The organism is Okeania sp. SIO1H4 (genome assembly GCF_010672695.1).
Taxonomy (GTDB): Bacteria; Cyanobacteriota; Cyanobacteriia; order Cyanobacteriales; family Microcoleaceae; genus Okeania; species Okeania hirsuta.
In genome coordinates, this window is the sequence record NZ_JAAHGB010000049.1 from 1 (window position 1) to 23,829 (window position 23,829).

Here is a 23,829-nt window from a genome sequence, read left to right on the forward strand (position 1 = left end):
CTTAATATTTACTTGATTTCGGCAGCTCTAAAATTTTGTGTAAGTCCCGTAGCGAGCGCTTCGACGTAAAATTATTGATTTACAAGCATTATAGTCTAATTTTACCAGTTAAGTTGTGTAAGTCTCAGTATTGAAACTCCCAAACATCATCAACCCGTAATTAATATTCTTAATCTCATTTCAACAGTTGGTTTAATCTTTTGTATTTAGGGATTAATTAAGTTGAATATCTGGCCGATTTTATTAGGAGTTGTTCTAGTACTTTTAAGTAAGATGTGGTTTCTCGATCGCATGGTTTGGTTATATGAAGAAATGAAAGATGCTAATTCAGAATATCAGAGTTGGTTGTATTAGTAATAACCTGAAAATTATATGCAGAAAAATCTAGAGGAAAATTGACGATATTGCTGATTTAACCCTTGGCAATTACCAACTCCTAATAATTTTTAATCAGCTTGATATTGGTCTTAAACTATTATTTATCAAAACTTTTTTTCTATTTATCCTTTAAATAGTCAAGCAATATTAATTAGACATCTCCAGAAAAGAGGGAGTAGGGAGTATGCATTAGGGACCTTCCATGGAAGGTCAGTAGGAAGTATACAGTAAATAATTAATGATTTTTGTACGATATTAATTTTATTTTTTATTATTGGAGATGTCTATTGTATATTTGATGGTTAGCTTAAATAGGTAGGAAAAAATACAGCATATTCGGTTGTATATAAAGTACAGATATTAACAATTAAATGTTCTCAGTGCAGGCAAGATGCCCGCTATGGGTGTACCTCACACTTGGTGGAATCTGCTGTATTTTTAGATTGATTTATTGTACACAAAAGTATATTTTTTATGCCCTACTCCCTACTCCCTACTGACAAATATTAAATTAATTTTGCACATGTACTTATAGTTTTCTTCTCACCTCCTGAGATAACTTAGACATAATCTGGCAGTAAAAATTCTAGGTATCCAAAATAATACGGAGTTGTATGAAGTTTTTGTTTTGTGTCTAGTTTCTTGGAATAACTTATGTTATGTTTAGAAATTATTGACCTTAGTTTTTTCATAGTGCATCAATGACCAAAATATCAGGTCTCAAGCCTCCCCTTTAAAGGGGATGAAAAAAGAAACTTCAGTATTTCAAGCCTCCCACTTAAGCCGGAAGTACTGATAACTGATAACTGATAACTGATAACTGAAATGACCTACAGTCTTAGAATTGCAGACTTACCGAGCAATGAACGACCACGGGAAAGATTAATTGCCTCTGGTCCGAAAAGTCTTTCCACTGCAGAATTAATTGCTATTCTCTTAGGTACAGGTCAGGGAAAAGGGAAACTTTCTGCTGTAGGTCTCGGACAATATATACTCAATCAATTAAGTCAACATCAGCGCGACCCCCTCTCAATTCTCCGTAATATTACAGTTCAAGAATTAACTCAAATTCATGGTATTGGTACAGCAAAAGCAACAACTATTTTGGCTGCCATTGAATTAGGAAAAAGAGTATTTCAATCTCGCCCTCCAGAATTAGCTCTTGTTGAAAGTCCACAAGCTGCTGCAGATGCTTTAAGTCAAGATTTAATGTGGCAAACCCAAGAAAAATTTGCAGTTTTACTCTTAGATGTAAATAACCGCTTACTCGGAACTCAAGTAATTACCATCGGTACCGCAACAGAAACATTAGCTCATCCCCGTGAAATTTTTCGAGAAGTGATTCGCCAGGGTGCAACCAGAGTTATTATTTCCCACAATCATCCTTCGGGAAATGTGGAACCTAGTCCCGAAGATATCAACTTAACACGCCAATTGTTAGCAGGAGCGCAATTTTTAGCTATTCCTCTACTCGACCATATCATTATGGGTAATGGAGAACATTCCAGTCTGCGCCAAGCGACTAATTTATGGGAAGAATATCCTCAAGGAGATTGATATATAGCGCTACGCGCAAGTCAGAAGTCAGAAGTAAGTAGGGGCGTTAGCGGCAGCTCTGCGTTAGCAAATGGCCATTCGCCCCTACAGAAGCGATCTCTGACCCTCGTTTGAGCATTTAGGAATGTCCTAAGCTTTGCTTCGACTGCTATAGCAGTAGGTTCTTTGGCATTTGACAATAAATTTGAGTGAAAAGGGAGTAGGTAGCACAGAACAGGAAATAGAAGAATTTCCTAACTTATTTGTGTAGTGCTTATCATAAGCATATTTTCAAAGTATTAGAGAAAAGCGATCGCCAATATATAGCAGTGGCCACTATAGTTAGGATTTGATATTATTAATTTTTATAGCAGTCGAAGGAAAGGGCACGGACATATTAAAAGCTTAAAACTCAGACAACGCAAGATATTTCCTTCCCTCCTAGATAACTAAACGCCTCCTTCCTTCTTGCTTTTTACTTCTTCCTTGTATTAGAGAAAAGCGATCGCCAATATATAGCAGTGGCCATTATACTATAGTTAGGATATCAGGCAATTATGATGATTCATTACGCGAGCAAGATGCTCGCACTAATTGTCAAACACCAACTTGGCGGTTGCTATAACTAATCGCCTTTTTCCTTCTTCTTTCTTCTTTCTTCCTTCTTTGTTGAAAAACATTTAATTAGAACTAACAACTGACTTTACAGTTTTTACTTGGTTTGGATTCATTGCCGCTTTAGGATAAGCAATACGTTTGTGATTGTACTGTTCCCAAACTTGTACAAAAATTTCGGCAATAGTTGACATTTCTGCCCTTGTCAAACCAGAATCAGCCAATTGATTATCCTGCCAACGTGCCCGCATAATTTTCTTCACCATCTGTAAAGCATCTTTATGAGTCACATCTTTGAGCGATCGCAATGCTGCCTCACAAGAATCTGCCAACATCACAATAGCAGTTTCTCGCGATTGTGGAATCGGTCCTGCATAGCGAAACATCTCTTCCTTAACTACCTTTTCTCCCTTCTCAGATCTTTGTTTAGCTTGATAATAAAAATAAGCAATTAACATTGTACCCTGATGTTCAGGAATAAACGCCCTAATAGCCTTTGGCAATCGGTGTTTACGAGCCATTACCAATCCTTCCGTAACGTGCTTTCTGATAATTTCCACACTCACCCACGGATCTTTAATTTCATCATGTTTATTCGGTCCACCCATTTGATTTTCAATAAATCCTAATGGATCGTGCATTTTACCAATATCGTGATACAAAGTACCCGTTCTCACCAATTCTACATTACAACCAATTGCTCGTGCTGCCGCTTCTGCCAAACTTGCCACAAACAGAGTATGCTGAAAAGTACCAGGTGCTTCCGATGCCAAACGCTTCAACAGAGGGCGATTAGGATTAGCCAATTCAGACAAACGAATCGAAGTAATCAAATCAAACAAATGCTCCAAATATGGACTCAAACCCAAAGCAACAATACTCCAAACCAAACCTGTTACTGCACCTGTTACTGCTTGCGAACCTACCGGACCTATGATTGCATACCATAGTAATCCTGGTGTTTCACGGACAATCAAATTTATCAACAAATAAACAGTACCTTGAGTTAACCCTACCCCTAAACCTAACAATGCTTGTTCTTCACGCGATCGCATTTTTTCAGCTATTACACTGCCAACAATAGCACCAGCAGCACTGGCAAACCAATCTATTTTGTCAACATCCATCCCAATAGGTAGTATCACAGAGATTAATCCCACCACTGTCACTCCCATAGTTGAACCATAGAAAGTTCCTACCAATAATCCAATTGCTGGTAAACTACTCCATGGTACTTTCAAGGCGATCAGTAACGGTGCGCTCAAACTCAAAAGCAACAAAAGTATATTATCTCTGTGCCTTAGACCAGATTTAAATTGCCTTTCTACTAGAACTACTATACCTACAGCTCCACTAACAATACCTACCAAAACCCCCAAACCATGCCAATTAACTGTACGGCGACTTAAGCGAAAATGATCTAGTAACACAAATGCCTTACGGCTAATATTTTTCCCCTTCCTGACAATAACTTCATTCTTTCGGACTTTGTATGTTACTGTTTCAATCTCTTGTGCTGCCAGTTCAACTGATTGTTTAGTGCCTTCTGAATCTAGAGATAAATTAGCTTCCAAAGCTACCTTCAAAACATTGATTGCTAAATCTTCCGCCACCACAGGAACTACATCATTTACTTGTAACTTCAGTGCTTTCACCCATTCCTGCTTAGGTAGATTTGGCGATATTCCTTGAGCCAGCATTCGCTCTTTTACAATTTCAATACCTGTTTGAGTTTTTTGCCAGTCAGTGTCAGACAGTTCTAATAAAGTAGAATCGTATACCTCATAACCTTCGATTTCCTGCTGTTTAGCCAGATATTCTGTTGCGTCTTTGTACAAATCACGAGCTTGTGAAATCTCCTCCAAAACTCTTTCATAGTTTTGAAAAAAACTTTTTTTGCGATAAGCTAATAATTCTGAAATTGCTTGTCGATCCTTACTACTAATAACTATAGAATTTTGACTATATTCCTGATAGTCTGCTAGGACTGATACCTTAGTCAATAATCGATCGTCTATAACGTTATCATTGTTACTGACAAGTTCTATTGAGTTTTTAGTTAATATAGAATCAGCATTTATTCCTGGTTGAGGCCCTGGAGGTCTTTCTTTTAACTCTTCCTCTACTATTTGTTGAATAGCCACCCACTTTTCTTGGGAAACTTGCTGTAGGTGCAGCTGAGTATTTGTTGATAATATACCTGTATTCACAAATGGAAAATTAACAACTATCTCTCTGACTTGATTACCTAGTGCCAGTATTTCAGCTAATTCTTTGTCAACTCTTTGATTGACTGACTCATTAATCATCAATACAGTGATGTCACCCAGTCTAGCTGATTTGCGCTGCTGTTCAGTTACTTTATTGTCGGGAACTATAGCACCTTTCGGAGCACGGATAGTTTGAGGAGCAACAGTTCCCTCATCTAACTTTGGCTGACTGTAGTAACGTTGACCCATAGTACCTGTTAGAGATGCTATTGTCAACACCACTAAAATTGGTGAAGTTGCCAGAGTTGACCAACTCGGTAATTGTTGTTTTTTCTGGGGCTTCAATAATTTCCCAATTAAATGTGTCAGATGCATGTTTGTTGATGTCTAAACATCATAGAGTTTTCAATATCCACTAGCTTTGCGTGGGCGAGGACGAATTATATTCCTGGCAGCAACTGCTGGCACTATATTTTGTGTCATATTATTTGGGTCATAAACTCCACACCAAACTGCCCAAAGTTTTTTGGCCAACTTCAGAATTTCTGCTTCATTTATTCCCAAAAGTTCTGCTCCCATTTTTTGTCGCCATTCTACAGGAATTCCAGTAGTACTGTTATAAGCTCCTGATAAAGTACCTACTATAGTACAGATTTCGGTTGCCCATTTTGTTCTTGAACCTCGTAATATTGATAAACTCAGGTCTTCCGGGGTACTGAGGAAGCAGTATAAGGCTAAACAGATAGGTAAGAAAAAAGGACAAGAGATAGAGTTTTCTTGTTCTTCAGAAAATATATCCTGTCTTGAACAAGATTTAAGATTTTTTGATAATTTAGTTATTGCAGTATCTAAATTTGCTTTTTGATTAATCAATTGTTCTACTTGTCTTAGTTGCCCTACTAATGGTTCTTTTTCTCCAATATAGTCGATAATTTTGGGTATTATAGTTCGGGGATCTAGTTTTTCTGTCAAAGCTTGGGCTATAAGATATCCAATTGCTAAGTTACTTGGATTGATATCTGAGTAATTTTGCCAAACTTTTCCCCATTGCTGTAATTTTTTTTCCAGTTTCAATTCATCTTCGTGATATAGCAAGGTTACTGGCAAGCTTGCTATAACTGCATTACTAGCTGTAGGATAAAATACATCATCTTTATCTATATAGTAAATATCGGCCAATTCATTATCAAATATCTCTGGAAATTTTTCTACTTTTTTTTGAGAATATTTTACCTGACTTGTTTTGCCACTTTGGTCTTTTTTATTAGTCCAATTATATTGCCATTCTTCATAAACTTTCTGCCAATCTTTTTGATTAAATTCTTGATTTCTAATTAGGCTATTTGCACAATTAGCTGTAATTTCTCCCCATTTTTGCAATTTTTGTTTATCTAAATCTAGGTTAAATTTATGTTTATTTATCGATATTTTATAATTTTTTCGTTCTTTCTCTGTTTGTTGTTGCTCAAAGTAATAACCTAAATGATTACCTAAAACTGCTCCTAATAAAGTACCTTGGAATTTTGTTAATAGAGAATGCTGCATTATTTATTCATTTCTTCTATAAATTTATTTTTCTTATATAGGTAATGAGTAGTATAGGTAAATTTAATCAAGTTAGACCTACAGCAATTTTGGAGTTTACGAGGTAAAAAGTTTTACGAGTTGAGGGAATAGGGAATAGAGATTAGTATTAAATTGTAGTTCACGCTTCCTCAAAAGTGCTGTAAGTTTTATATATGCTTTTTCAGACTAACATTTATTCAAAACTTATTTAAGGTCGCTATCTATATTGAATTTTATTATGTCATCTGTACAGATTTATACTATTACTTATTCTCAAAATAAATGTTCTTTATATGAATAATTTAATTTTTGTGACTGGCATTAGATACTGTTTGTCAAAAAAAGATTAAGTAGGGTGTGTGACGGTACGTTTAACATTTATAGAATAATAGTCAGTTTTACTGCCACGCTCTGCTTGCTGTGGGAAGAGTGCGTTACCTAAAAAGCTTCGTACCATAAACTATCTAATATTTATTTAACAAACACTCTCTTAATATTGATGCCATTAATAATAGTTATTATTGAATAAGTATTATTTTTTATATAAAAGTTGTAAAAAATTTGTTTCTCTCATTCTTTGAGTAATTATAGTATTCTATGATTTGAGCTACATAGTTATTACTTGAATGAATCGTTAAAGTTTACGCTATTTTATTTATTAAATATTATTGAATAATTTATAGCGGTTTTCAAATAGATAGACTACAGTTGCCAAAGCATAATCCTGCTGTCTGCTCCCTACTCCCTACTCCCTACTCCCTAACCCAAAATAATTTTGTAGTCTACTTAAATGAAAAGTGTTGTAATTGATATATTTTTTTCAAATATAAAATTTCCAGCCATATTTAGATTTAGGCAATTATTTAACTGATAGTTTTTTGAAGATAATTAACTATTGCTTTTAACCCTAAAATATAACTTTCTGAACCAAAGCCACTGATCTGACCCACAGCTACTGGTGCTACAAAAGAATGATGTCGAAATTGTTCCCGACGATAAATATTACTCAGATGTACTTCTACCGTGGGAATATTAACCCCAGAAATAGCATCCCTAATGGCAATACTTGTATGAGTATATGCCCCGGCATTAATAACTATGCCTTGGTGTTGCTCACTAGCTGAGTGAATTACATCCACCAAGACACCTTCATGATTAGACTGTAATACAGAGATTTTTATTCCCAGGGCTTCCGCCTCTTGCTCTAACAGTCCATTTATATTATCTAGAGTTTCAGAGCCATATATTCCTGGTTCTCGCAGACCCAGGAGATTCAAATTTGGCCCATGTAAAACTAAAATGCTAAACAAATAATTTAAACTTTGAATGATAGAATTATCAGCGACGAGAGCGGTCTTTGACTGGAATGGGAATGAGTTCTGGTTCTGGTTCTGGTTCTGGACCTAATAAAGAATCAACCAGCTTGCGGGTCCATTCCTTTAATTTTTCTATTACCTTGTCAATGAAATCCATCAATATTTTATTCCCGCTGAATACTCTCACCTTTTATAGTGAGGGGTAAGCGGGGCGGGTTCTGCCGCTTCCCTTTTCATACAAAAGTTTTGAAAGATTTTAACAACTCAGCCACAAAATGATCAATAGTCATTGTGGCCTTTCGTTTGTTTATCTTTACTCTTATATTAACACTATCTTTGCTGTCGGGGTATATGGCCATTCAGCAACGATTCGGTTAAGTTGTCTTAAAAAACATGGATAAAAATCCACAATTTTATTTATTATCGTTTTATTATAATCAAGTATTTTATTATTGTAGTCTTCCAGCAGATAAATATAATTTTCTTCTCAACAGATCGAGAGCTGTACAGGCACTCACTCTTCTAATCCAATCTCTACTGCGTAAAGCACCAAAGCGGTATTCAAAACTTTCTACCTCACCAGTTATTTTTGCTATACCAATATAAACTAAACCCACTGGCTTAAATTCTGTTCCACCTCCAGGTCCGGCAATACCTGTAATACTGATTCCCCAGTTACTTCTTAACTTCTTCACCACCGCACTTGCCATTTGTTTTGCCACTGCATGACTCACAGCACCTTCTGTCGCTAAATCTTCCTGACTAACATCTAACAAAGAAATTTTTACAATATTTTCATAAGCTATAACTCCACCATAAAAATATTGCGAACTACCTGGAGTAGAAGTCAACATACTACCTAAACCTCCAGCAGTACAAGATTCGGCCACAGTTAAAGTTTCCCCTGCATCTAACAATAATTTTCCTACTACTGAAGCTATAGAGTCATCATTAATGCCATAACAGTCAATTCCTGCAATATCTCGTATTTTTTGTTCTACAGGCAAAATTAATTTATCTGCTAATTCCTGAGACTTAGCACGAGCAGAAATTCGTAATTTTACCTCTCCAAAATTAGCATAGGGAGCAACAGTAGGATTTTTCATTTCCAACAATGGGGCAACTTTTTCTGCCAAAGCTGACTCTGCAATGCCCCAAAATTTTAATGTCCGACTATAGATAGTTTCACCACACCAACCCTGATTCTGCATATAAGGTACAGCAGTTTCTTGCCACATTAATTTCATTTCAGTGGGAACTCCGGGAAAGGTCATTATTGTTACATTCGGCACTGGTTGCCAAATAATTCCTGGAGCACTACCAATAGGATTAGGCAAAATACTTGCTCCCTGCGGAATTAAGGCTTGTTTCCGGTTACTGGCGGTCATGGTGCGACCCCGATGGGCAAATTTTTTGGTAATATCTTCTATTATTTCTGGTCTTTCCATCAGTGGAGTATTAAAATAGTCCGCGATGGTGGCCACGGTTAAATCGTCTGGAGTCGGGCCTAAACCTCCTGTGAAAATTAATATTTGGGAGCGTTGGGTAGCGATCGCTAGTATCTGTTTGATTCTTTCTGGGTTATCTCCTACTACGGTTTGATAGTAATGAGCTATTCCTAATCTTGCTAGTTCTTGGGCTAAAAATTGAGCATTACTATTCAGGATATCTCCTAATAGTAGTTCTGTTCCAACACATATAATTTCTGCAATCATATCAAATGGTAGTCCTAATTTGATGTTTAATTTTATCGCATTTCTCAAATTAATTAATTAGTAAGCATTCGGCAGTCAGCTATCAGCTATCAGCCTAAAAAGGCAGTGCGGACGATAATGGTATCTGGCAAGGGGAGCATTCGGGAAACGCTTTTTAACAGCTATGAGTTATTAACTGATTATCACAAGCTCAGGAGGAATTAGTCTCCAAGGAAAATTCAAACTTACTTTTTTCAAATTGGTATAACACCCTAAGAGCACATTAATTATTATTATGTTTACTTCTCCCTCATTACCCCCACTCTCTCACTCCCCAATTCCCCTGGTCAATAAAACATTTAAGCTTGTTTGTGTTTCCACACTTTCCAACTCGTATAAACCAGTAAACCTGTAGCACTAAAAGCATAAATTGCGCCACTAGGAATACCAGAAAAAGCCATAGCTAAACTTCCTACCCAAAGTGTTAATGAATAGATAAAAAAAACTGTTAATCTTTGAGATAAACCAGCATCTAATAAACGATGATGAAGATGGCGTTTATCTGCAATAAAAGGAGATTTACCATTTCGTAAACGGTCTAGAATTACAGCAGACATATCAATAATTGGCACTGCTAGTATTAGATATGGCAAAATAACAGAAGTAACCACAGTAGTTTTCACTAACCCTATTACTCCTACTCCTGCTAAAGTAAATCCTACATAATAAGCTCCTCCATCCCCCATAAATATTTGAGCTGGATTAAAATTATAACGAAGAAAACCTAATGTTCCACCAGCTAAAGCTGCGGCAATTAAAGCTGCTGCTGGTTGATCCATAAATATACTTACAATTAACATCACAAAAGCTGCAATACCAGAAACACCAGCAGCTAACCCATCTACACCATCAATCCAATTAATCGCATTTGCCATCCCCACTAACCAGATAACAGTTACAGGCCAGCTCAGAATATTAATATGTACTAACCCATAAAAAGGAATTGTCAGAAATTCAATTTGTACTCCTACTATCCAAGCCATACTAGCAGCAATAGTTTGCATGAATAACCGAAATAAGGGAGATAAACCAAACAAATCATCTGCTAAACCAATTAGAAAAAAAGCTAAACTACCAATTGTTACACCCCAGATTTCAAACTCTTTTTCTGGAGGTAAAATATTGCCATTAGTATCTATAAATCCTCCTAACCACCAAACAACTAAAAGGGCAATTAGGCTACCAATAAAAATAGAAACTCCTCCCAAACGTACCATTGGCTGTTTATGAATTTTTCGACCACCTGGACTATCTACAAGTCCAATTTTTAAACCAATTTTGCGGATAATTGGTGTAATTAAAAGTACAACAAAAGTTGAAATTATTAAGGTAATCAAATGGTACAGATAATGAGGTATCTGAAGTAATGGGGGGTTAAAAGTTAATAAGAAATTATTAATTTTGTCTAGCATTATTAGGATATTTTGCTACTATATAAAATATAAATAATTGGATATAGTTATAAAAATACTTGAATTTTTGCTCGTAAAACCTGAGTCTAAATTCCATATATAGTGGGCTTAAACTATAGTGCTACTGTAAATATATAGCAATGAGCGCTGGTATATTTACAAATTGCAGGAAAGGCCAAATAGCTAAAAGTCTTATATTATCAGCAATTTATTCCCCCAGATGAGCTGTTGCCTGTTGCCTGCGCACAGCGCTATAGTATTTTATGCCGATAAATTAGTCTTTATCTATAATGGTAGAGACATTGTATTGAACGCCTCTACTAATGAATATTGCAATATACAGGTTGGGGATTAAATCTAGTATTTTAATTTGCTAGTAGCTCAAGACTAGAAATCAATCCCAAATTGGAAGTTACCGATTTACGATACTTATGTAGGGCTTGCTGATTAAATCTAAAAGCATTGACATATAAAGACAAGTGCCTTTTTGGGGTCGAATTGCAGTGCACCTATTTCAGTCTAAAACGCTCAAAAAGCTAGTATTTTAGGCGCATAGTTGGGCAGAACAATCTTGGGACAAAACTTAGCTCCTACCTCCTGACTCATTCCCATTTCTCCTGTCTCCTGTCTCCTGTCTCCTGTCTCCTACCCCAGCAAAAAGACTTTCCATAAGCAAACCCTATGTATAGTCACTAAAACTATAGTGCTATACATAAAACCTCAACTTCGGAAAAATCCTCAATTGTCCATCCAAAATTATTTAGACTAGACTGGGAACCTTAGCCATGAGATGAGGATAGAGAGGAAAGCGATCGCACAATGATGCTACCCTATCTCGACACATTTGAGCTACCCCTTCATCTTCTGGATTGAGTAACCGTTCCGCAATAATATTGCCTATTTCAGTAAATTCAGGAGCTTTCATACCTCTTGTGGTCATTGCTGGAGAACCTAGTCGGAGGCCGCTGGTGACAAAAGGAGACTGTGGGTCAAAAGGTACAGTATTTTTATTCGTAGTAATATTAACTCCACTCATCAATTTATCTGCCTTTTTCCCTGTCATACTTACTGACCTTAGATCCACCAACATAACGTGATTTTCCGTACCACCAGAAACTATTTTTAATCCGCGTTCTTGCAGTTGAGTTGCTAAGGCACTAGCATTTTCAATCACTTGGCCGGAATAAGCTTTAAATTCTGTCTTGAGAGCTTCTCCAAATGCTACTGCTTTAGCTGCAATAACGTGTTCTAACGGACCCCCTTGAGTTCCGGGAAATACTGACTTGTCCAGTTTTTTTCCTAATTCTGGGTCGCGGGTCAGGATTAAACCGCCTCGTGGTCCCCTTAAGGTTTTGTGGGTAGTAGTTGTGACTACATCACAGTGGGGGACTGGGTTAGGATGATGACCCGTTGCTACTAAACCTGCAATATGAGCAATGTCTGCTAATAAATAAGCTCCAACTTCATCAGCGATCGCCCGAAATTTCTCAAAATCAATTATTTGAGAATAGGCGGAGTAACCACAAATTAGTAGTTTAGGTTTATGTTGCTTTGCCAGTTCGAGAACTTGGTCATAATCTATGGTTTCTGTTTCCTGACTGACACCATAATGATGAACATTGAACCATTTACCAGAAACATTAACTGGGGAACCGTGGGTCAAATGTCCGCCGTGGGATAAGTCCATTCCCATAATTGTGTCCCCTGGTTTTAACAAGGTAAGGAATACGGCAAAGTTAGCTTGGGCACCTGCATGGGGTTGTACATTGGCATGGGCAGCACCAAATAATTGTTTGGCACGGTCTATAGCTATTTGCTCAATTTCATCTATAAATTCACAGCCACCGTAGTAACGTTTACCTGGGAGACCTTCGGCATATTTGTTGGTGAGTACGGAACCTTGGGCAGCCATTACTGCTGCAGAGGTAAAGTTTTCACTAGCAATTAGTTCTAGGTGGTCTTGTTGCCGTCCGTATTCTTTTTGAATTAGTTCGGCGACTAGGGGGTCAGTATCAGCTAGAAAGTTAGCGTTAATCATGTTGTATATTTTTTGGGCTACATTAAAAGTATATGCCCCATACCGGAACTTAGGTTTTCAGTATGGGGCGGAGGAATTTAGTTTAAACTAGCAGAGTGATAATTAATTTTCTTTTAGAATTTATTTTCAATCACTAACTCACTCAATGGTAATTGTCCTGGTTTTGGCCAAGGACCTTTAACTTTTTTGCCAATGGCTACCATAGGACCCATTACATAATCTTCAGGTAAATTAATTAATTCTGCTACTTTTTGAATATCAAAACTAATCATTGGGCAGGAATCATAACCCATGGTTTTTGCTGCTAACATTAAGGTATTATTTAATTTCAATCAAGATCTAGACATTTACGGACAATTATGTTACTGCATTCATACTTGAGGATACATTCTATTTCTCTTAGTGTGAGAATGTATAGACGATCTAGGGCGACAAATAAAAGCACAGAAACAGGACTCAGGAGTTGCCATGCTGAAACTGATTGAAAAACATATAATTAAGCCTAACCATTGTAACTATAAAGAAATCGATAAGTTATGCTTTTTATCAAAGAATTTATTTAATGCAGTTAATTATATTGTTAGACAAGAATTTATCTTCAACCAGAAGTATTTAAACTCAGCTCAAACTTATCATTTAATTAAAGAGTCTGTTGACTATAAAGCAATACCTAGAAAAGTAAGTTGTCAAATAATTAGATTAGTAGATAGGTGCTGGAGTTCGTTTTTTGCCTCCCTCAAAGACTACTCAGAAAACCCTCATAAATATCTAGGCAAACCAAATTTACCAAGATATAAAGATAAGCTAAAAGGTCGGTGTGTGACGATTTATCCAGCTCAAGCGATTAGTAAAAGAGGTTTAAAGAAGGGATTCTTAGAACCTTCAGGAACAAATATATCAATCCCAACAAAAATTCAAGGAAAAGTCAATGAAATTAGATTAGTACCTCGTAATGGTTATTATATATTCGAGGCAGTTTATGAAGTAGAATCAGGAATACCAATAGATAATAATCGAGTGGCAGCAATTGATTTAGGGTTATCAAATTTAGCAACAGTTTCCTCAAATGTGAAGGAATTTCAACCATTTATAATCAATGGTAAACCTTTAAAATCAATTAATCAATATTATAATAAAAAGAGAGGAGAATTACAAAGTAAATTACAAAAACAAGGGGTCGAATGTTTCAATTCAAATAAAATCAATAAATTAACAAGAAAACGTAATTTAAAAGTAGAGACATATTTACATCAAGCAAGTAGAAAAATAATTAATAATCTTCGAGAAAACAAGATTGGGACATTAGTAATAGGGAATAATCAAAAATGGAAACAAGAGATTAATATAGGGAAAAGAAATAACCAAAATTTTGTTCAAATTCCTCATCATAAATTTATAGAACAATTGACGTATAAAGCTGAATTAGTAGGCATAAAAGTAATTATCAACGAAGAAAGTTATACATCAAAAGCTAGCTTTCTTGATCTTGATAATATCCCCAATTATCAAAAGGGAGTAAAACATAAATTTAGTGGTCAAAGAATAAAAAGAGGATTATATAAATCGAAAAATGGCTTGTTGATTAATCCTGACCTCAACGGTAGTTACAACATACTACGAAAAGCAGTTCCAAATGCTTATGCTGATGGAATAGAGGGATTAGGAGTAGTTCCATTCAGGGTAACACCTGGAAAAGTGAGTTGGTAGATAGATGAATATTTGTCTATAAACTTACAAACTCTGCATTGCCATACCTATTGAACGTTGAGCTTCATCTCGTAGTAGCTAGCACTAACTCCTTCTCCACAAAAAATTACCGAGCTAGCTGATAGCTAATAGCTGAAAGCTGAATGCTTACGATAGTAACGGCGCTGCATTTAACAATGTCTGAGTGTAAGGATGTTGAGGATAATTAAATATTTCTTCTGTTTTCCCTTCCTCAACAATTTTTCCACTATTCATAACAGCAATTCTGTCACAAATAAATCTAGCTACCCATAGATCATGAGTAATAAATAAATAAGTTAAATTTAATTGTTTCTTCAATTCCAACATCAATTCCAAAACTTGAGTTTGAATAGTAGCGTCTAACATACTCACAGGTTCATCACAAATAATCAGTTTTGGATTAGTAATCAAAGCTCTAGCAATAGCTACCCTTTGTTGTTGTCCTCCAGATAATTCTGAGGGGTATCTTTTGCCATATTCTGCTACTGGAGTCAAACCTACCTTTTCTAACATTTGCTCCACTTGAATTTTAGCTTTCTCTACACTAGCCAAATTATGAATAAATAGAGGGTCAGCTATTATCTGGTCAACAGTCATCATCGGGTTAAGACAAGCAAGGGGGTCTTGAAATATCATTTGCATTTCGCGACGGTAGGGTTGCAATGCGGATAAAGAGAGACTCGTTAAGTCTTTGCCTTGAAATTCGACTGAGCCAGAAGTAGATTTGATTAATTGTAAAATAGTCCGAGATAAGGTACTTTTACCACACCCAGATTCTCCTACTAATCCGACTATTTCCCCTGGATAGAGGTCTAGGTTAACTCCATCTACTGCTTTGATAAGTTTACTTTTTCCAGAAAATAATAACTGCTCTATAAAATTACTTTCTAAGGTGTAGTGCTTCTGTAAATTTTTGATCTGCAAAATTGGTTTGAGGATTTTGGGAAGTTCCGTTGATTCAGATTTTTCTAGTTGAATTTGAGCAGGAGTAGATTCAACTACTTGAATATGTAAAGCAGCTTGAAACAGAGATTTGGTATATTCATGTTGGGGATTGTAGAGAACTTGTTTAATTGAACCTGTTTCTACTATTTCACCTCCATACATTACAGCAATACGGTCACAATATTCTCCTACCATTGCTAAATCGTGGGAAATTAATAATAAGGAAGTCTGACGTTCTTGGCAAAGTCTGGTAAGTTCCCCTAAAATCTGAGACGCTATAGTTACATCTAAGCTAGTAGTAGGTTCATCCGCAACAATTAATTTAGGATCCAGTAATAAAGCTAGAGCGATCGCCACCCTTTGTCGCATTCCTCCACTAAATTCATGGGGATATTGAGACCAACGACTGGCAGGAATATTTACTGCTTCAAGAGTTTCTGTAGATTTTTGTTGTGCCTGAGATTTAGATATATTGGGTTGATGAGCTTGAATTGTTTCTACACAATGATCCCCAATAGTCATTAATGGATCGAGGCGAGTCATGGGGTCTTGGAAAACTAATGCTACTGCTTCTCCACGAAATTTTCTCAGTTGAGAGGGGTTCATCTCAAATATGTATTCTCCCCCAAATGTTATAGACCCCTCAACTTGTACTGATTTGGGTAATAATCTCATAGCAGCACGTCCAAGAGTAGATTTACCACATCCAGATTCTCCCACTAATCCTAATTTTTCACCTGGTTGAAGTGTGAGGGAGACATCATTTACTGCCCAATGAGATTTTCCACGTTTTTCTGGATAAGCTACTCGTAGATTTTTTATATCAAGTAAGGAATTCATTACTAGGTGGTAGGTGGTAGTTCATAGGTTTTAAGTAGTCATGCAAAATTAATTACACATACTCTCAAGCTAAAAAGCTGATGTTGTAAAAATTATAGAGAATAAAATTAGGCAATTCATTTTGCCTAAGCACTTAGGTGTTATACCAGCTAAAAAAAGAATGTTACTAATAGTTTCTCTCCTTTAGATATGAAATAATTGCAGTTAAATTACTGTATTCTCAAAGTTTTGAGTATTCAAAATATTACTTTTAAATTTTGACTTTTGACTTTTGACTTTTAACTTCTAGTTTCGCTCCTTTAGATATGAAATAATTGCAGTTAAATTACTGTATTCTCAAAGTTTTGAGTATTCAAAATATTACTTTTAAATTTTAAATTTTGACTTTTGACTTCTAGTTTCACTTCTTATAGATATGAAATAATTGCAGTTAAATTACTGTATCCTCAAAGTTTTGAGTATTCAAAATATTACTTTTAACTTTTAACTTTTAAATTTTTACTTCTAGTTTCGCTTCTTATATATATGTGAAATAATTTCAGTTAAATTACTGTAATTTCAAAGTGTTAATTCCTCAAAATATTACTTTTAAATTTTGACTTTTGACTTTTGACTTTTAACTTCTAGTTTCGCTCCTTTAAATATGAAATAATTTCGGTTAAATTACTGTAGTTTCAAAGTGTTAATTCCTCAAAATATTACTTTTAAATTTTGACTTTTGACTTTTGACTTCTTTATGTGAGGTGGCGCAGAATTATTTTTTCCTTATTCCTTATTCCCTCTTCCTTCTTCCTTCTTCCTTCTTCCTTCTTCCTTTCATAAAATATTAACTTTGACTTCCTACACTAAATTTCCCATTTAGCTCCTTTCTTTTATTTTCAAATCTGCGTAACATATAAGTAGCAGCACAATCTCCATGAGGATTATCCTCTAATATATCTGCTAATTGAAAAACATACTCAGCTATTTCTTCTCCCAATTTATCAATAATAGTCTGACGATTAATCATTTCTTGTTGATGCTGACGCACCTTAGTTTGCCATCGACGAGAAAACATCTCATGTATTTTTGTATGCAGTCCAAGGGATTCTAAAATTTTCCACTCTTCAGCATTATCAAACCAAATACCACCATCATGTAAACAACGTTCTATATAAAAAGGTTGTTTAATATTTATTTTGATGCGTGATAAATAAGTACCACATTCTGGACATAACCCTGCCTTACCATCAAAAGGGGAGGGGACAAAATCTTCAAATTGATTATAGGGTAAGATTTCTTCTGGGGCATACCATGAGGGTAAACTGTCTAACCAAGCTTCATAATTTTTTCCCGACATCCAAAAACCTTTAGATTCTGGGCAATATTTTACCGGGATAATATCGTTCAAAACGGCATCTTCTAAATCTACATCGTACTTGGGACTTTTCATCATATATATTCCTAATCCTGTGTTAATTTTGTTTGACTAAGTATATTTCCGCAATAGCCTATGAGGGTTTTTAGGCGGTCTTTGATAGTGGCCAATCGTTTTTGTGTTGTTTGAGGATTTCGAGATGCTTGCAAAAAAATTAAATCTACATATAAGAGTCGAAGTTCCTTGTGGATCTCTGTTAGGTAAGACTTGATCTGGAATACAATAGATAGATCTAGTTCTAAGTTATCTAGACTCATAATCTTAATCTCGAAAAACTGTTGGATTTCTTTCCTCATGGCCGAAATTTTTTCTAGCTCTAGATTTTCTTGGGCCATAAGTTCTTGTAACTGATTCAGCAGTTGAGTGAATTTTTGATATCGTTGATTATGCTCCTTTGGTAACATAATATAAATCAATTAAATTTGTATATATAGCAATTCCCAAGAAGCGTGAGGTATGCGCATTCGTAATTTTTAGGGAGTGGGGAGCAGTAATTCGGGAAACTTGGGAAACAAGGAATAGCGGTGCGACCCCGCGGGGTGCGACAGACGCAAGCGGTCAGACCCAGCGTCGCCGTCAGGCGCAAGCGGTCGGACCCCGCGACGACGCCAGTCGCAAGGGAATGCCGACCAAGAGAGGGAACGCGCACCAAGAGAGAAAAGAAGAAAAACAACTGTACCTCAGTCACTTGAGAAAGACTATATTATTAATCTACAAGGTAATAATATAGGATATTCATAATCTCAGTAAAGTTGCAGAATTAGTTTTAATTGTTCTGTAAATTAATTTCACTCTACGATTACTGATTTGATGAGTATTTTTGATAGTTTTTTTAGAGTCATAATCTATTTATACTCAAGAGTAATTATGTCTTCAATTATTAAGTTATATTGTAGATATCCGTAGACATCAATCCCGATTTGATAATATAATCTTATCCCAATGATTATACATAGTTTTCCATATTTTTTTATCAGAATTAAAGTATAAAAAATAACAGATAATCTCAAAAAATCTGTAACTATAAAGTACAAAGCTAATTAAAATTAAGACCGCTTTCTCATCAACTATAAATTGATAATTTAGGTTAAGAAAAAACCAAAATATAACTCTGGCATCTCTAGTCTAAATTAGCTAAAGAAACAACCAATTAATCTGATTTATAAACTAACTCCTATGAAGACAAAAACTCTAGCACCTAAACCTGTACTTTCATGTGTAATTCCTGACTGGCTACAAGAATGTATCAATAGCAAAAATAACACTGATAATTTAACTAGCTGTTCCCTAGATACAGCATTAATCTGTCAAGCATTTGAATTGGCTTATAAGTTGCATGAAGGACAATATCGTAAATCAGGAGAACCTTATATATGTCATCCTATAGCTGTTGCGGGATTGTTGAAATATCTCGGTGGTGATAGTGCGATGATTGCTGCAGGTTTTCTACATGATATTGTTGAAGATACTGATGTAACTATTGAAGAAATAGAACAAAAATTTGGCTCGGAAATAGCTTTATTAGTAGAAGGTGTAACAAAGCTTTCTAAGTTTAATTTTTCTAGTAAAACAGAGCTACAAGCTGAGAATTTTCGTCGGATGTTTTTGGCAATGGCAAAGGATATTAGAGTAATCGTTGTTAAGCTGGCAGACAGGTTACATAATATGAGAACTCTGCAACATTTGCCACGTCATAAACAGTTAAGTAAAGCATTAGAAACACGGGAAATATTTGCACCTTTAGCAAACCGTTTGGGAATTGGTCGAATCAAATGGGAATTAGAAGATTTATCTTTTAAATATATAGAACCAGAAGCTTATCGAGAAGTTCAAGAATTGGTAGCAGATAAAAGAGCTGACCGAGAGGCTAAACTGTTAGAAATGACAGAAAATTTACGACAAAAATTAGACCAAGCAGGAATAGAATGCTACGACATTAGTGGTCGTCCTAAACATCTGTATGGAATTTATCGGAAAATGCATTTAAAACAAAAAGCATTTCACGAAGTTTATGATATTGCCGGACTAAGAATTATTGTGAATAAAAGAGAAGATTGTTATCGAACTTTAGCTATTGTTCATGACTCTTACCGCCCCATTCCTGGAAGATTTAAAGACTATATTGGTCTGCCAAAACCTAATCGTTATCAATCATTACATACAGGGGTAATAGGTAATGCAGGTCGCCCTGTAGAAGTACAAATTAGAACTGTAGAAATGCACCATATTGCTGAGTATGGAATTGCCGCTCACTGGAAGTATAAAGAAACCGGATCGAGTAATACTAAAATTAATGCTGAAGATGAAAAATTTACCTGGTTAAGACAGTTATTAGAATGGCAAAGCGACTTGATAGACGATCAAGAATATTTGGAAACTATAAAAGGTGATTTATTCTATGAAGATGTTTATGTATTTACACCAAAAGGTGATGTAATTTCTCTTAAACAAGGCTCGACGTCAGTAGACTTTGCTTATCGTATTCATACAGAAGTAGGAAACCATTGTACAGGGGCTAAAGTGAACGATCGGATTGTCACTTTAGATACTCAATTAAAAAATGGTGATATTGTTGAAATATTAACTCAAAAAAATGGGCATCCTAGTCTAGATTGGCTAAATTTTGTTGTAACTGGTGGGGCGCGAAACCGGATTCGTCAGTGGTATAAACGCTCTCATCGGGAAGGAAATATATCTAGAGGAAAAGAATTATTAGAAAAAGAATTGGGTAAAAAAGGTTTTGAATCTTTACTCAAGTCTGAGCAAATGCGACTTATTGCTGAGAGATTTAATTACCATAATGTGGAAGATTTACTAGCAGCTTTAGGTTACGGTGAAGTAACTTTAAATTTAGTAGTTAATCGGTTACGAGATGCAACTAAAGAAGTCACACAAGTTGAGAAAAATTCAGATATTTGTAAAGAATTTTCTGAGCATAAATCTACTTTAATGCTACCTCGTCCAACTCAAACTTCATCTTCAGATAAATCTCATCCCATTGCTGGAGTTGAAGGTTTAATGTATCATTTGGCTGGTTGTTGTAATCCTATTCCAGGTGAACCTATTATTGGTAGTGTAACTCGCATTCATGGTATTTCTATTCATCGTCAAGGTTGTTCTAATGTGGAAAATGTACCCGGAGAAAGGTTAGTTCCTGTTAGTTGGAATTCTACTAATGAAAATCAAGGAAGACCTCAAACTTATCCAGTTAATATTTGTATAGAAGTGATGGATAGAGTGGGAGTTTTGAAAGATATTTTGTCTCGTTTGATGGATAATAATGTTAATGTCCAAAATGCTCAAGTTAAAACAAATCCCGGTCACCCAGCAATTATTAATCTATGTATTGAAGTGAGCGGTCGTCAACAATTTGAAAAGACTTGTACTCAGATTAAAAATATGAGCGATATTTTGAATTTACGTCGTCTTAGTCAAGTTGAATAGTTTTTTTAAGGAAGAAGGAAGAAGGCTTTAGTTATCTAGGAGAGAAGGAAGAAGGAAGAAGGCTTTAGTTATCTAGGAGAGAAGGAAGAAGGAAAAAATAATTCTATGGCACCTGACTTAACGAAGTCAGAAGTCAGAAGTTAGAAGTTAGAAGTTAACCCACCCCTGGCCCCTCCCCCTCCCAGGAGGGGAAGTAGGGGATTTGAGTCGCCCTCCAAAAATATTTCGCCTTAAAAGGCGGGGTTTTCGGCCTAATTATTTTGATAAATGTTTGCTACATTTTATTGAGTGGAGGAGTAGGGGATAAATAAACATAAGAATAATTAACAATAATTGGCGTGGTAATTATCAAAAAAGTTATTGAATAAGAGTATTAATTACTTAATAACTGAAGTGCTACTTAAGTTAAGCATTCTTTTTTCAAATTGGTATAACACCTAGCACCTACTACTTACCACCTAACACAGCTTCACATAAAATTGGTATAGCGTTTCCCAAGGTCGTGAGGTACAGTTATCTTTTTGTCTTTTTATTCCCTGTTCCCTGTTCCCAGATCCGGTGTTCCCTCAAGCCTAAAATTTTGTACCTCACGCTTTTTGGGAATTGCTATATAGCAATGTGCGCTGGCATATTTACAAATTACAAGAACTGTCCAATAGCTAAAAGTCTTATATCCCACATTCCGTACGTCAATTTGTAGCATTAAAAGTAGTATATAAATCCGTAGCTTGGTAGGTATTTATACTATGCAAATCATCTCAATTACTTTTTTCGTTGATCAAATTCCGAGTAAATAATTAAGCATAAATACTTGCTTGCTTGATTGATTACTCAATCACTGCAGCTATGATTTTCTTCTAAAATTCTGTCTCCTGTCTCCTGACTCCTGACTCCTTCTTCGATACTACATTTTGTGATGCGGAATGTGGGTTATATTATAAGTTTTTTATTCCCCCAGATGAGCTGTTCTGTTGCCTGTTGCCTGTTGCCTGCGCACAGCGCTATATCAGATTGATTTAAGAGAAAAACTATGAATTTCAACCAATCATTAATCAGTAAGATATTAAATAAACAACGTCAATTTTTTGCCACAGGAAAAACTAGAAATGTTGAATTTAGAATAGAACAACTTAAACTTTTAAAACAGGTTGTTTCAGACGATAGAGAACAAATAATAGCTGCTATTAAAGCAGATTTGAATCGACCAACTTTTGAAGGTTATTTTGAACTTGGTTTTGTCAAAGAGATAAATAATGCAATTAAAAAACTAAAATATTGGACAAAACATCGAAAAGTTTCTACCCCAATTGAACAGTTTCCTGCTGGAGCAAAAATTTATCCAGAACCTTTAGGGGTAGTTTTAATTATTGGTCCTTGGAATTATCCTTTTCAGTTAGTAATATCTCCCTTATTAGGTGCTATTGCAGCAGGAAATTGTGCAATTATTAAACCTTCAGAAGTAGCTGCTAATACATCTGAGGTTGTGGCTAATTTAATTGCTAATACTTTTGACCCTATTTATATTGCTACAGTTACAGGAGGAGTAGAAATAACTCAACAGTTATTAGCAGAAAAATTTGATCATATTTTCTTTACTGGAGGCACAAGGGTAGGCAAAATAGTGATGGAAGCTGCTGCTAAAAATCTCACACCTGTTACTTTAGAATTAGGCGGAAAAAGTCCTTGTATTGTTGATTCTGATGTTCAGTTAGAATATACGGCAAAACGTATTGCTTGGGGAAAGTTTATTAATGCTGGTCAAACTTGTGTTGCTCCTGATTATTTATTAGTAAATCAAGCAGTTAAATCAGATTTATTAGATAAAATAAAAAAATATATTGTTGAATTTTATGGTAAAAATCCTGCTAATAGTCCAGATTATTGTCGGATTATTAATGAAAAACAATTTAGTAGATTAACTAACTTACTGCAAAATGGAAAAATAGTTATTGGCGGTGAAACTAATTCAGAGGATCGCTACATTGCTCCAACAATTATTGAGGGGGTTTCTTGGGATTCGTTAATTATGCAAGAGGAAATTTTTGGACCTATTTTACCTGTTTTAGAATACAGTAATTTAGAAGAGGCGATCGCTATGGTTAATTCTCGTCCTAAACCTCTATCACTTTATTTCTTTTCTCGAAACAAACAAAAGCAAGAGCAAGTTTTAACAGAAACTTCTTCTGGAAATGTTTGTATTAATGATACTGTGATGCAATTTGGAGTAGTATCTTTACCATTTGGCGGTGTAGGCAATAGTGGTATTGGTCGTTATCATGGCAAGGCTAGTTTTGACACTTTTTCTCATTACAAAAGTGTGTTGAAAAAGGGTTTATGGTTTGATTTAAGTTGGCGATATGCTCCGTACAAAAATAAAATAAGTTTGATTAAAAAAGTTATTTTTAAGTAATACCAAATTGATAAATGTTTGCTACAAATATCTAGGGTATTTCTTAGGAGTCAGGAGTCGTATGGGAATGGCTTTAATACCATTTTTTAAGGCGTAAATTATCTTTTTCTCTTGGTGTGCTACCAGGTGCGACTGTTGTCGTCGCGGGGTTGCACCACTTTCTCACAGGGACATCTCCTGCACTTGTCTTTTTATCGCTCTTACTATTCGTAACATTCTT

General features: G+C 35.5%; 16 protein-coding genes. 5 read left to right on the forward strand and 11 right to left on the reverse strand.

The annotated features are described in order from the left end of the window. Positions 1 to 222: 222 nt before the first annotated feature. Together F6K06_RS24155 and radC are read left to right on the forward strand one after the other, a co-directional pair. Complete coding sequence (locus F6K06_RS24155) at positions 223 to 354, forward strand: DUF6653 family protein (protein WP_275670274.1); 132 nt, start codon at positions 223 to 225, stop codon at positions 352 to 354. Between the two features lie 849 nt (positions 355 to 1,203). Then, positions 1,204 to 1,935: a DNA repair protein RadC gene (gene radC / locus F6K06_RS24160; RefSeq protein WP_124143254.1), complete on the forward strand. Its 732-nt coding sequence runs from the start codon at positions 1,204 to 1,206 to the stop codon at positions 1,933 to 1,935. 659 nt (positions 1,936 to 2,594) lie between these two features. Here the strand turns inward: radC and F6K06_RS24165 are convergent. The 8 genes from F6K06_RS24165 to F6K06_RS24200 all read right to left on the reverse strand — a co-directional run bounded on the left by F6K06_RS24165 (position 2,595) and on the right by F6K06_RS24200 (position 13,136). Next, positions 2,595 to 5,114 carry an HD family phosphohydrolase gene (locus F6K06_RS24165; RefSeq protein ID WP_287309009.1) on the reverse strand — a complete coding sequence of 840 codons (2,520 nt, stop codon included), beginning with the start codon at positions 5,112 to 5,114 and terminating at the stop codon, positions 2,595 to 2,597. Positions 5,115 to 5,144: 30 nt separating this feature from the next. Continuing rightward, positions 5,145 to 6,284: an ADP-ribosylglycohydrolase family protein gene (locus F6K06_RS24170; RefSeq protein ID WP_287243207.1), complete on the reverse strand. Its 1,140-nt coding sequence runs from the start codon at positions 6,282 to 6,284 to the stop codon at positions 5,145 to 5,147. An 884-nt stretch (positions 6,285 to 7,168) separates the two neighbouring features. Further along, positions 7,169 to 7,615 (reverse strand): type II 3-dehydroquinate dehydratase, encoded by a 447-nt coding sequence (aroQ, locus tag F6K06_RS24175; protein ID WP_124143251.1) that lies wholly within the window; start codon positions 7,613 to 7,615, stop codon positions 7,169 to 7,171. Positions 7,616 to 7,643: 28 nt separating this feature from the next. Then, entirely contained in the window at positions 7,644 to 7,778 is a 135-nt protein-coding gene (locus F6K06_RS24180) for a hypothetical protein (protein ID WP_275670273.1), read from the reverse strand. Positions 7,779 to 8,070: 292 nt separating this feature from the next. Then, positions 8,071 to 9,336 (reverse strand): competence/damage-inducible protein A, encoded by a 1,266-nt coding sequence (locus tag F6K06_RS24185; protein ID WP_287243208.1) that lies wholly within the window; start codon positions 9,334 to 9,336, stop codon positions 8,071 to 8,073. A 338-nt stretch (positions 9,337 to 9,674) separates the two neighbouring features. Further along, positions 9,675 to 10,733 carry a glycosyltransferase family 4 protein gene (locus F6K06_RS24190; protein WP_124143302.1) on the reverse strand — a complete coding sequence of 353 codons (1,059 nt, stop codon included), beginning with the start codon at positions 10,731 to 10,733 and terminating at the stop codon, positions 9,675 to 9,677. Positions 10,734 to 11,547: 814 nt separating this feature from the next. Further along, positions 11,548 to 12,825 carry a serine hydroxymethyltransferase gene (gene glyA / locus F6K06_RS24195; RefSeq protein ID WP_124143250.1) on the reverse strand — a complete coding sequence of 426 codons (1,278 nt, stop codon included), beginning with the start codon at positions 12,823 to 12,825 and terminating at the stop codon, positions 11,548 to 11,550. 113 nt (positions 12,826 to 12,938) lie between these two features. Next, entirely contained in the window at positions 12,939 to 13,136 is a 198-nt protein-coding gene (locus F6K06_RS24200) for a nitroreductase family protein (protein ID WP_240038770.1), read from the reverse strand. Between the two features lie 157 nt (positions 13,137 to 13,293). Here F6K06_RS24200 and F6K06_RS24205 point away from each other — a divergent pair, with 157 nt between their 5' ends. Beyond that, on the forward strand, positions 13,294 to 14,532 hold the full coding sequence (locus F6K06_RS24205; RefSeq protein WP_240038769.1) for a transposase: 1,239 nt from the start codon (positions 13,294 to 13,296) through the stop codon (positions 14,530 to 14,532). Positions 14,533 to 14,679: 147 nt separating this feature from the next. On the opposite strand, the gene F6K06_RS24210 is transcribed toward F6K06_RS24205, so the two are convergent. From F6K06_RS24210 to patD, 3 genes are all read right to left on the reverse strand, one after another. Beyond that, on the reverse strand, positions 14,680 to 16,338 hold the full coding sequence (locus F6K06_RS24210) for an ABC transporter ATP-binding protein (protein ID WP_124143249.1): 1,659 nt from the start codon (positions 16,336 to 16,338) through the stop codon (positions 14,680 to 14,682). 826 nt (positions 16,339 to 17,164) lie between these two features. Further along, on the reverse strand, positions 17,165 to 17,773 hold the full coding sequence (locus tag F6K06_RS24215; RefSeq protein ID WP_240038768.1) for a zf-TFIIB domain-containing protein: 609 nt from the start codon (positions 17,771 to 17,773) through the stop codon (positions 17,165 to 17,167). Positions 17,774 to 17,781: 8 nt separating this feature from the next. Continuing rightward, on the reverse strand, positions 17,782 to 18,159 hold the full coding sequence (gene patD / locus F6K06_RS24220) for a heterocyst frequency control protein PatD (RefSeq protein ID WP_124143248.1): 378 nt from the start codon (positions 18,157 to 18,159) through the stop codon (positions 17,782 to 17,784). A 772-nt stretch (positions 18,160 to 18,931) separates the two neighbouring features. Here patD and F6K06_RS24225 point away from each other — a divergent pair. Both F6K06_RS24225 and F6K06_RS24230 read left to right on the forward strand, forming a co-directional pair. Further along, complete coding sequence (locus tag F6K06_RS24225; protein ID WP_124143247.1) at positions 18,932 to 21,199, forward strand: bifunctional (p)ppGpp synthetase/guanosine-3',5'-bis(diphosphate) 3'-pyrophosphohydrolase; 2,268 nt, start codon at positions 18,932 to 18,934, stop codon at positions 21,197 to 21,199. Between the two features lie 1,030 nt (positions 21,200 to 22,229). Then, a complete protein-coding gene (locus tag F6K06_RS24230) occupies positions 22,230 to 23,609 on the forward strand; it encodes an aldehyde dehydrogenase (protein WP_124154104.1) in 1,380 nt (459 codons plus the stop codon). Positions 23,610 to 23,829: the final 220 nt, after the last annotated feature.

Excerpts from the sequence above, each read along its gene's own strand:
- F6K06_RS24205 (WP_240038769.1), top strand. The coding sequence starts at position 13,294 with ATGCTGAAACTGATTGAAAAACATATAATTAAGCCTAACCATTGTAAC.
- F6K06_RS24165 (WP_287309009.1), bottom strand. The coding sequence starts at position 5,114 with ATGCATCTGACACATTTAATTGGGAAATTATTGAAGCCCCAGAAAAAA.
- F6K06_RS24230 (WP_124154104.1), top strand. The coding sequence starts at position 22,230 with ATGAATTTCAACCAATCATTAATCAGTAAGATATTAAATAAACAACGT.
- glyA (WP_124143250.1), bottom strand. The coding sequence starts at position 12,825 with ATGATTAACGCTAACTTTCTAGCTGATACTGACCCCCTAGTCGCCGAA.
- F6K06_RS24200 (WP_240038770.1), bottom strand. The coding sequence starts at position 13,136 with ATGTTAGCAGCAAAAACCATGGGTTATGATTCCTGCCCAATGATTAGT.
- F6K06_RS24170 (WP_287243207.1), bottom strand. The coding sequence starts at position 6,284 with ATGCAGCATTCTCTATTAACAAAATTCCAAGGTACTTTATTAGGAGCA.
- F6K06_RS24225 (WP_124143247.1), top strand. The coding sequence starts at position 18,932 with ATGAAGACAAAAACTCTAGCACCTAAACCTGTACTTTCATGTGTAATT.
- F6K06_RS24180 (WP_275670273.1), bottom strand. The coding sequence starts at position 7,778 with ATGGATTTCATTGACAAGGTAATAGAAAAATTAAAGGAATGGACCCGC.
- F6K06_RS24185 (WP_287243208.1), bottom strand. The coding sequence starts at position 9,336 with ATGATTGCAGAAATTATATGTGTTGGAACAGAACTACTATTAGGAGAT.
- F6K06_RS24215 (WP_240038768.1), bottom strand. The coding sequence starts at position 17,773 with ATGATGAAAAGTCCCAAGTACGATGTAGATTTAGAAGATGCCGTTTTG.
- patD (WP_124143248.1), bottom strand. The coding sequence starts at position 18,159 with ATGTTACCAAAGGAGCATAATCAACGATATCAAAAATTCACTCAACTG.
- radC (WP_124143254.1), top strand. The coding sequence starts at position 1,204 with ATGACCTACAGTCTTAGAATTGCAGACTTACCGAGCAATGAACGACCA.
- F6K06_RS24210 (WP_124143249.1), bottom strand. The coding sequence starts at position 16,338 with ATGAATTCCTTACTTGATATAAAAAATCTACGAGTAGCTTATCCAGAA.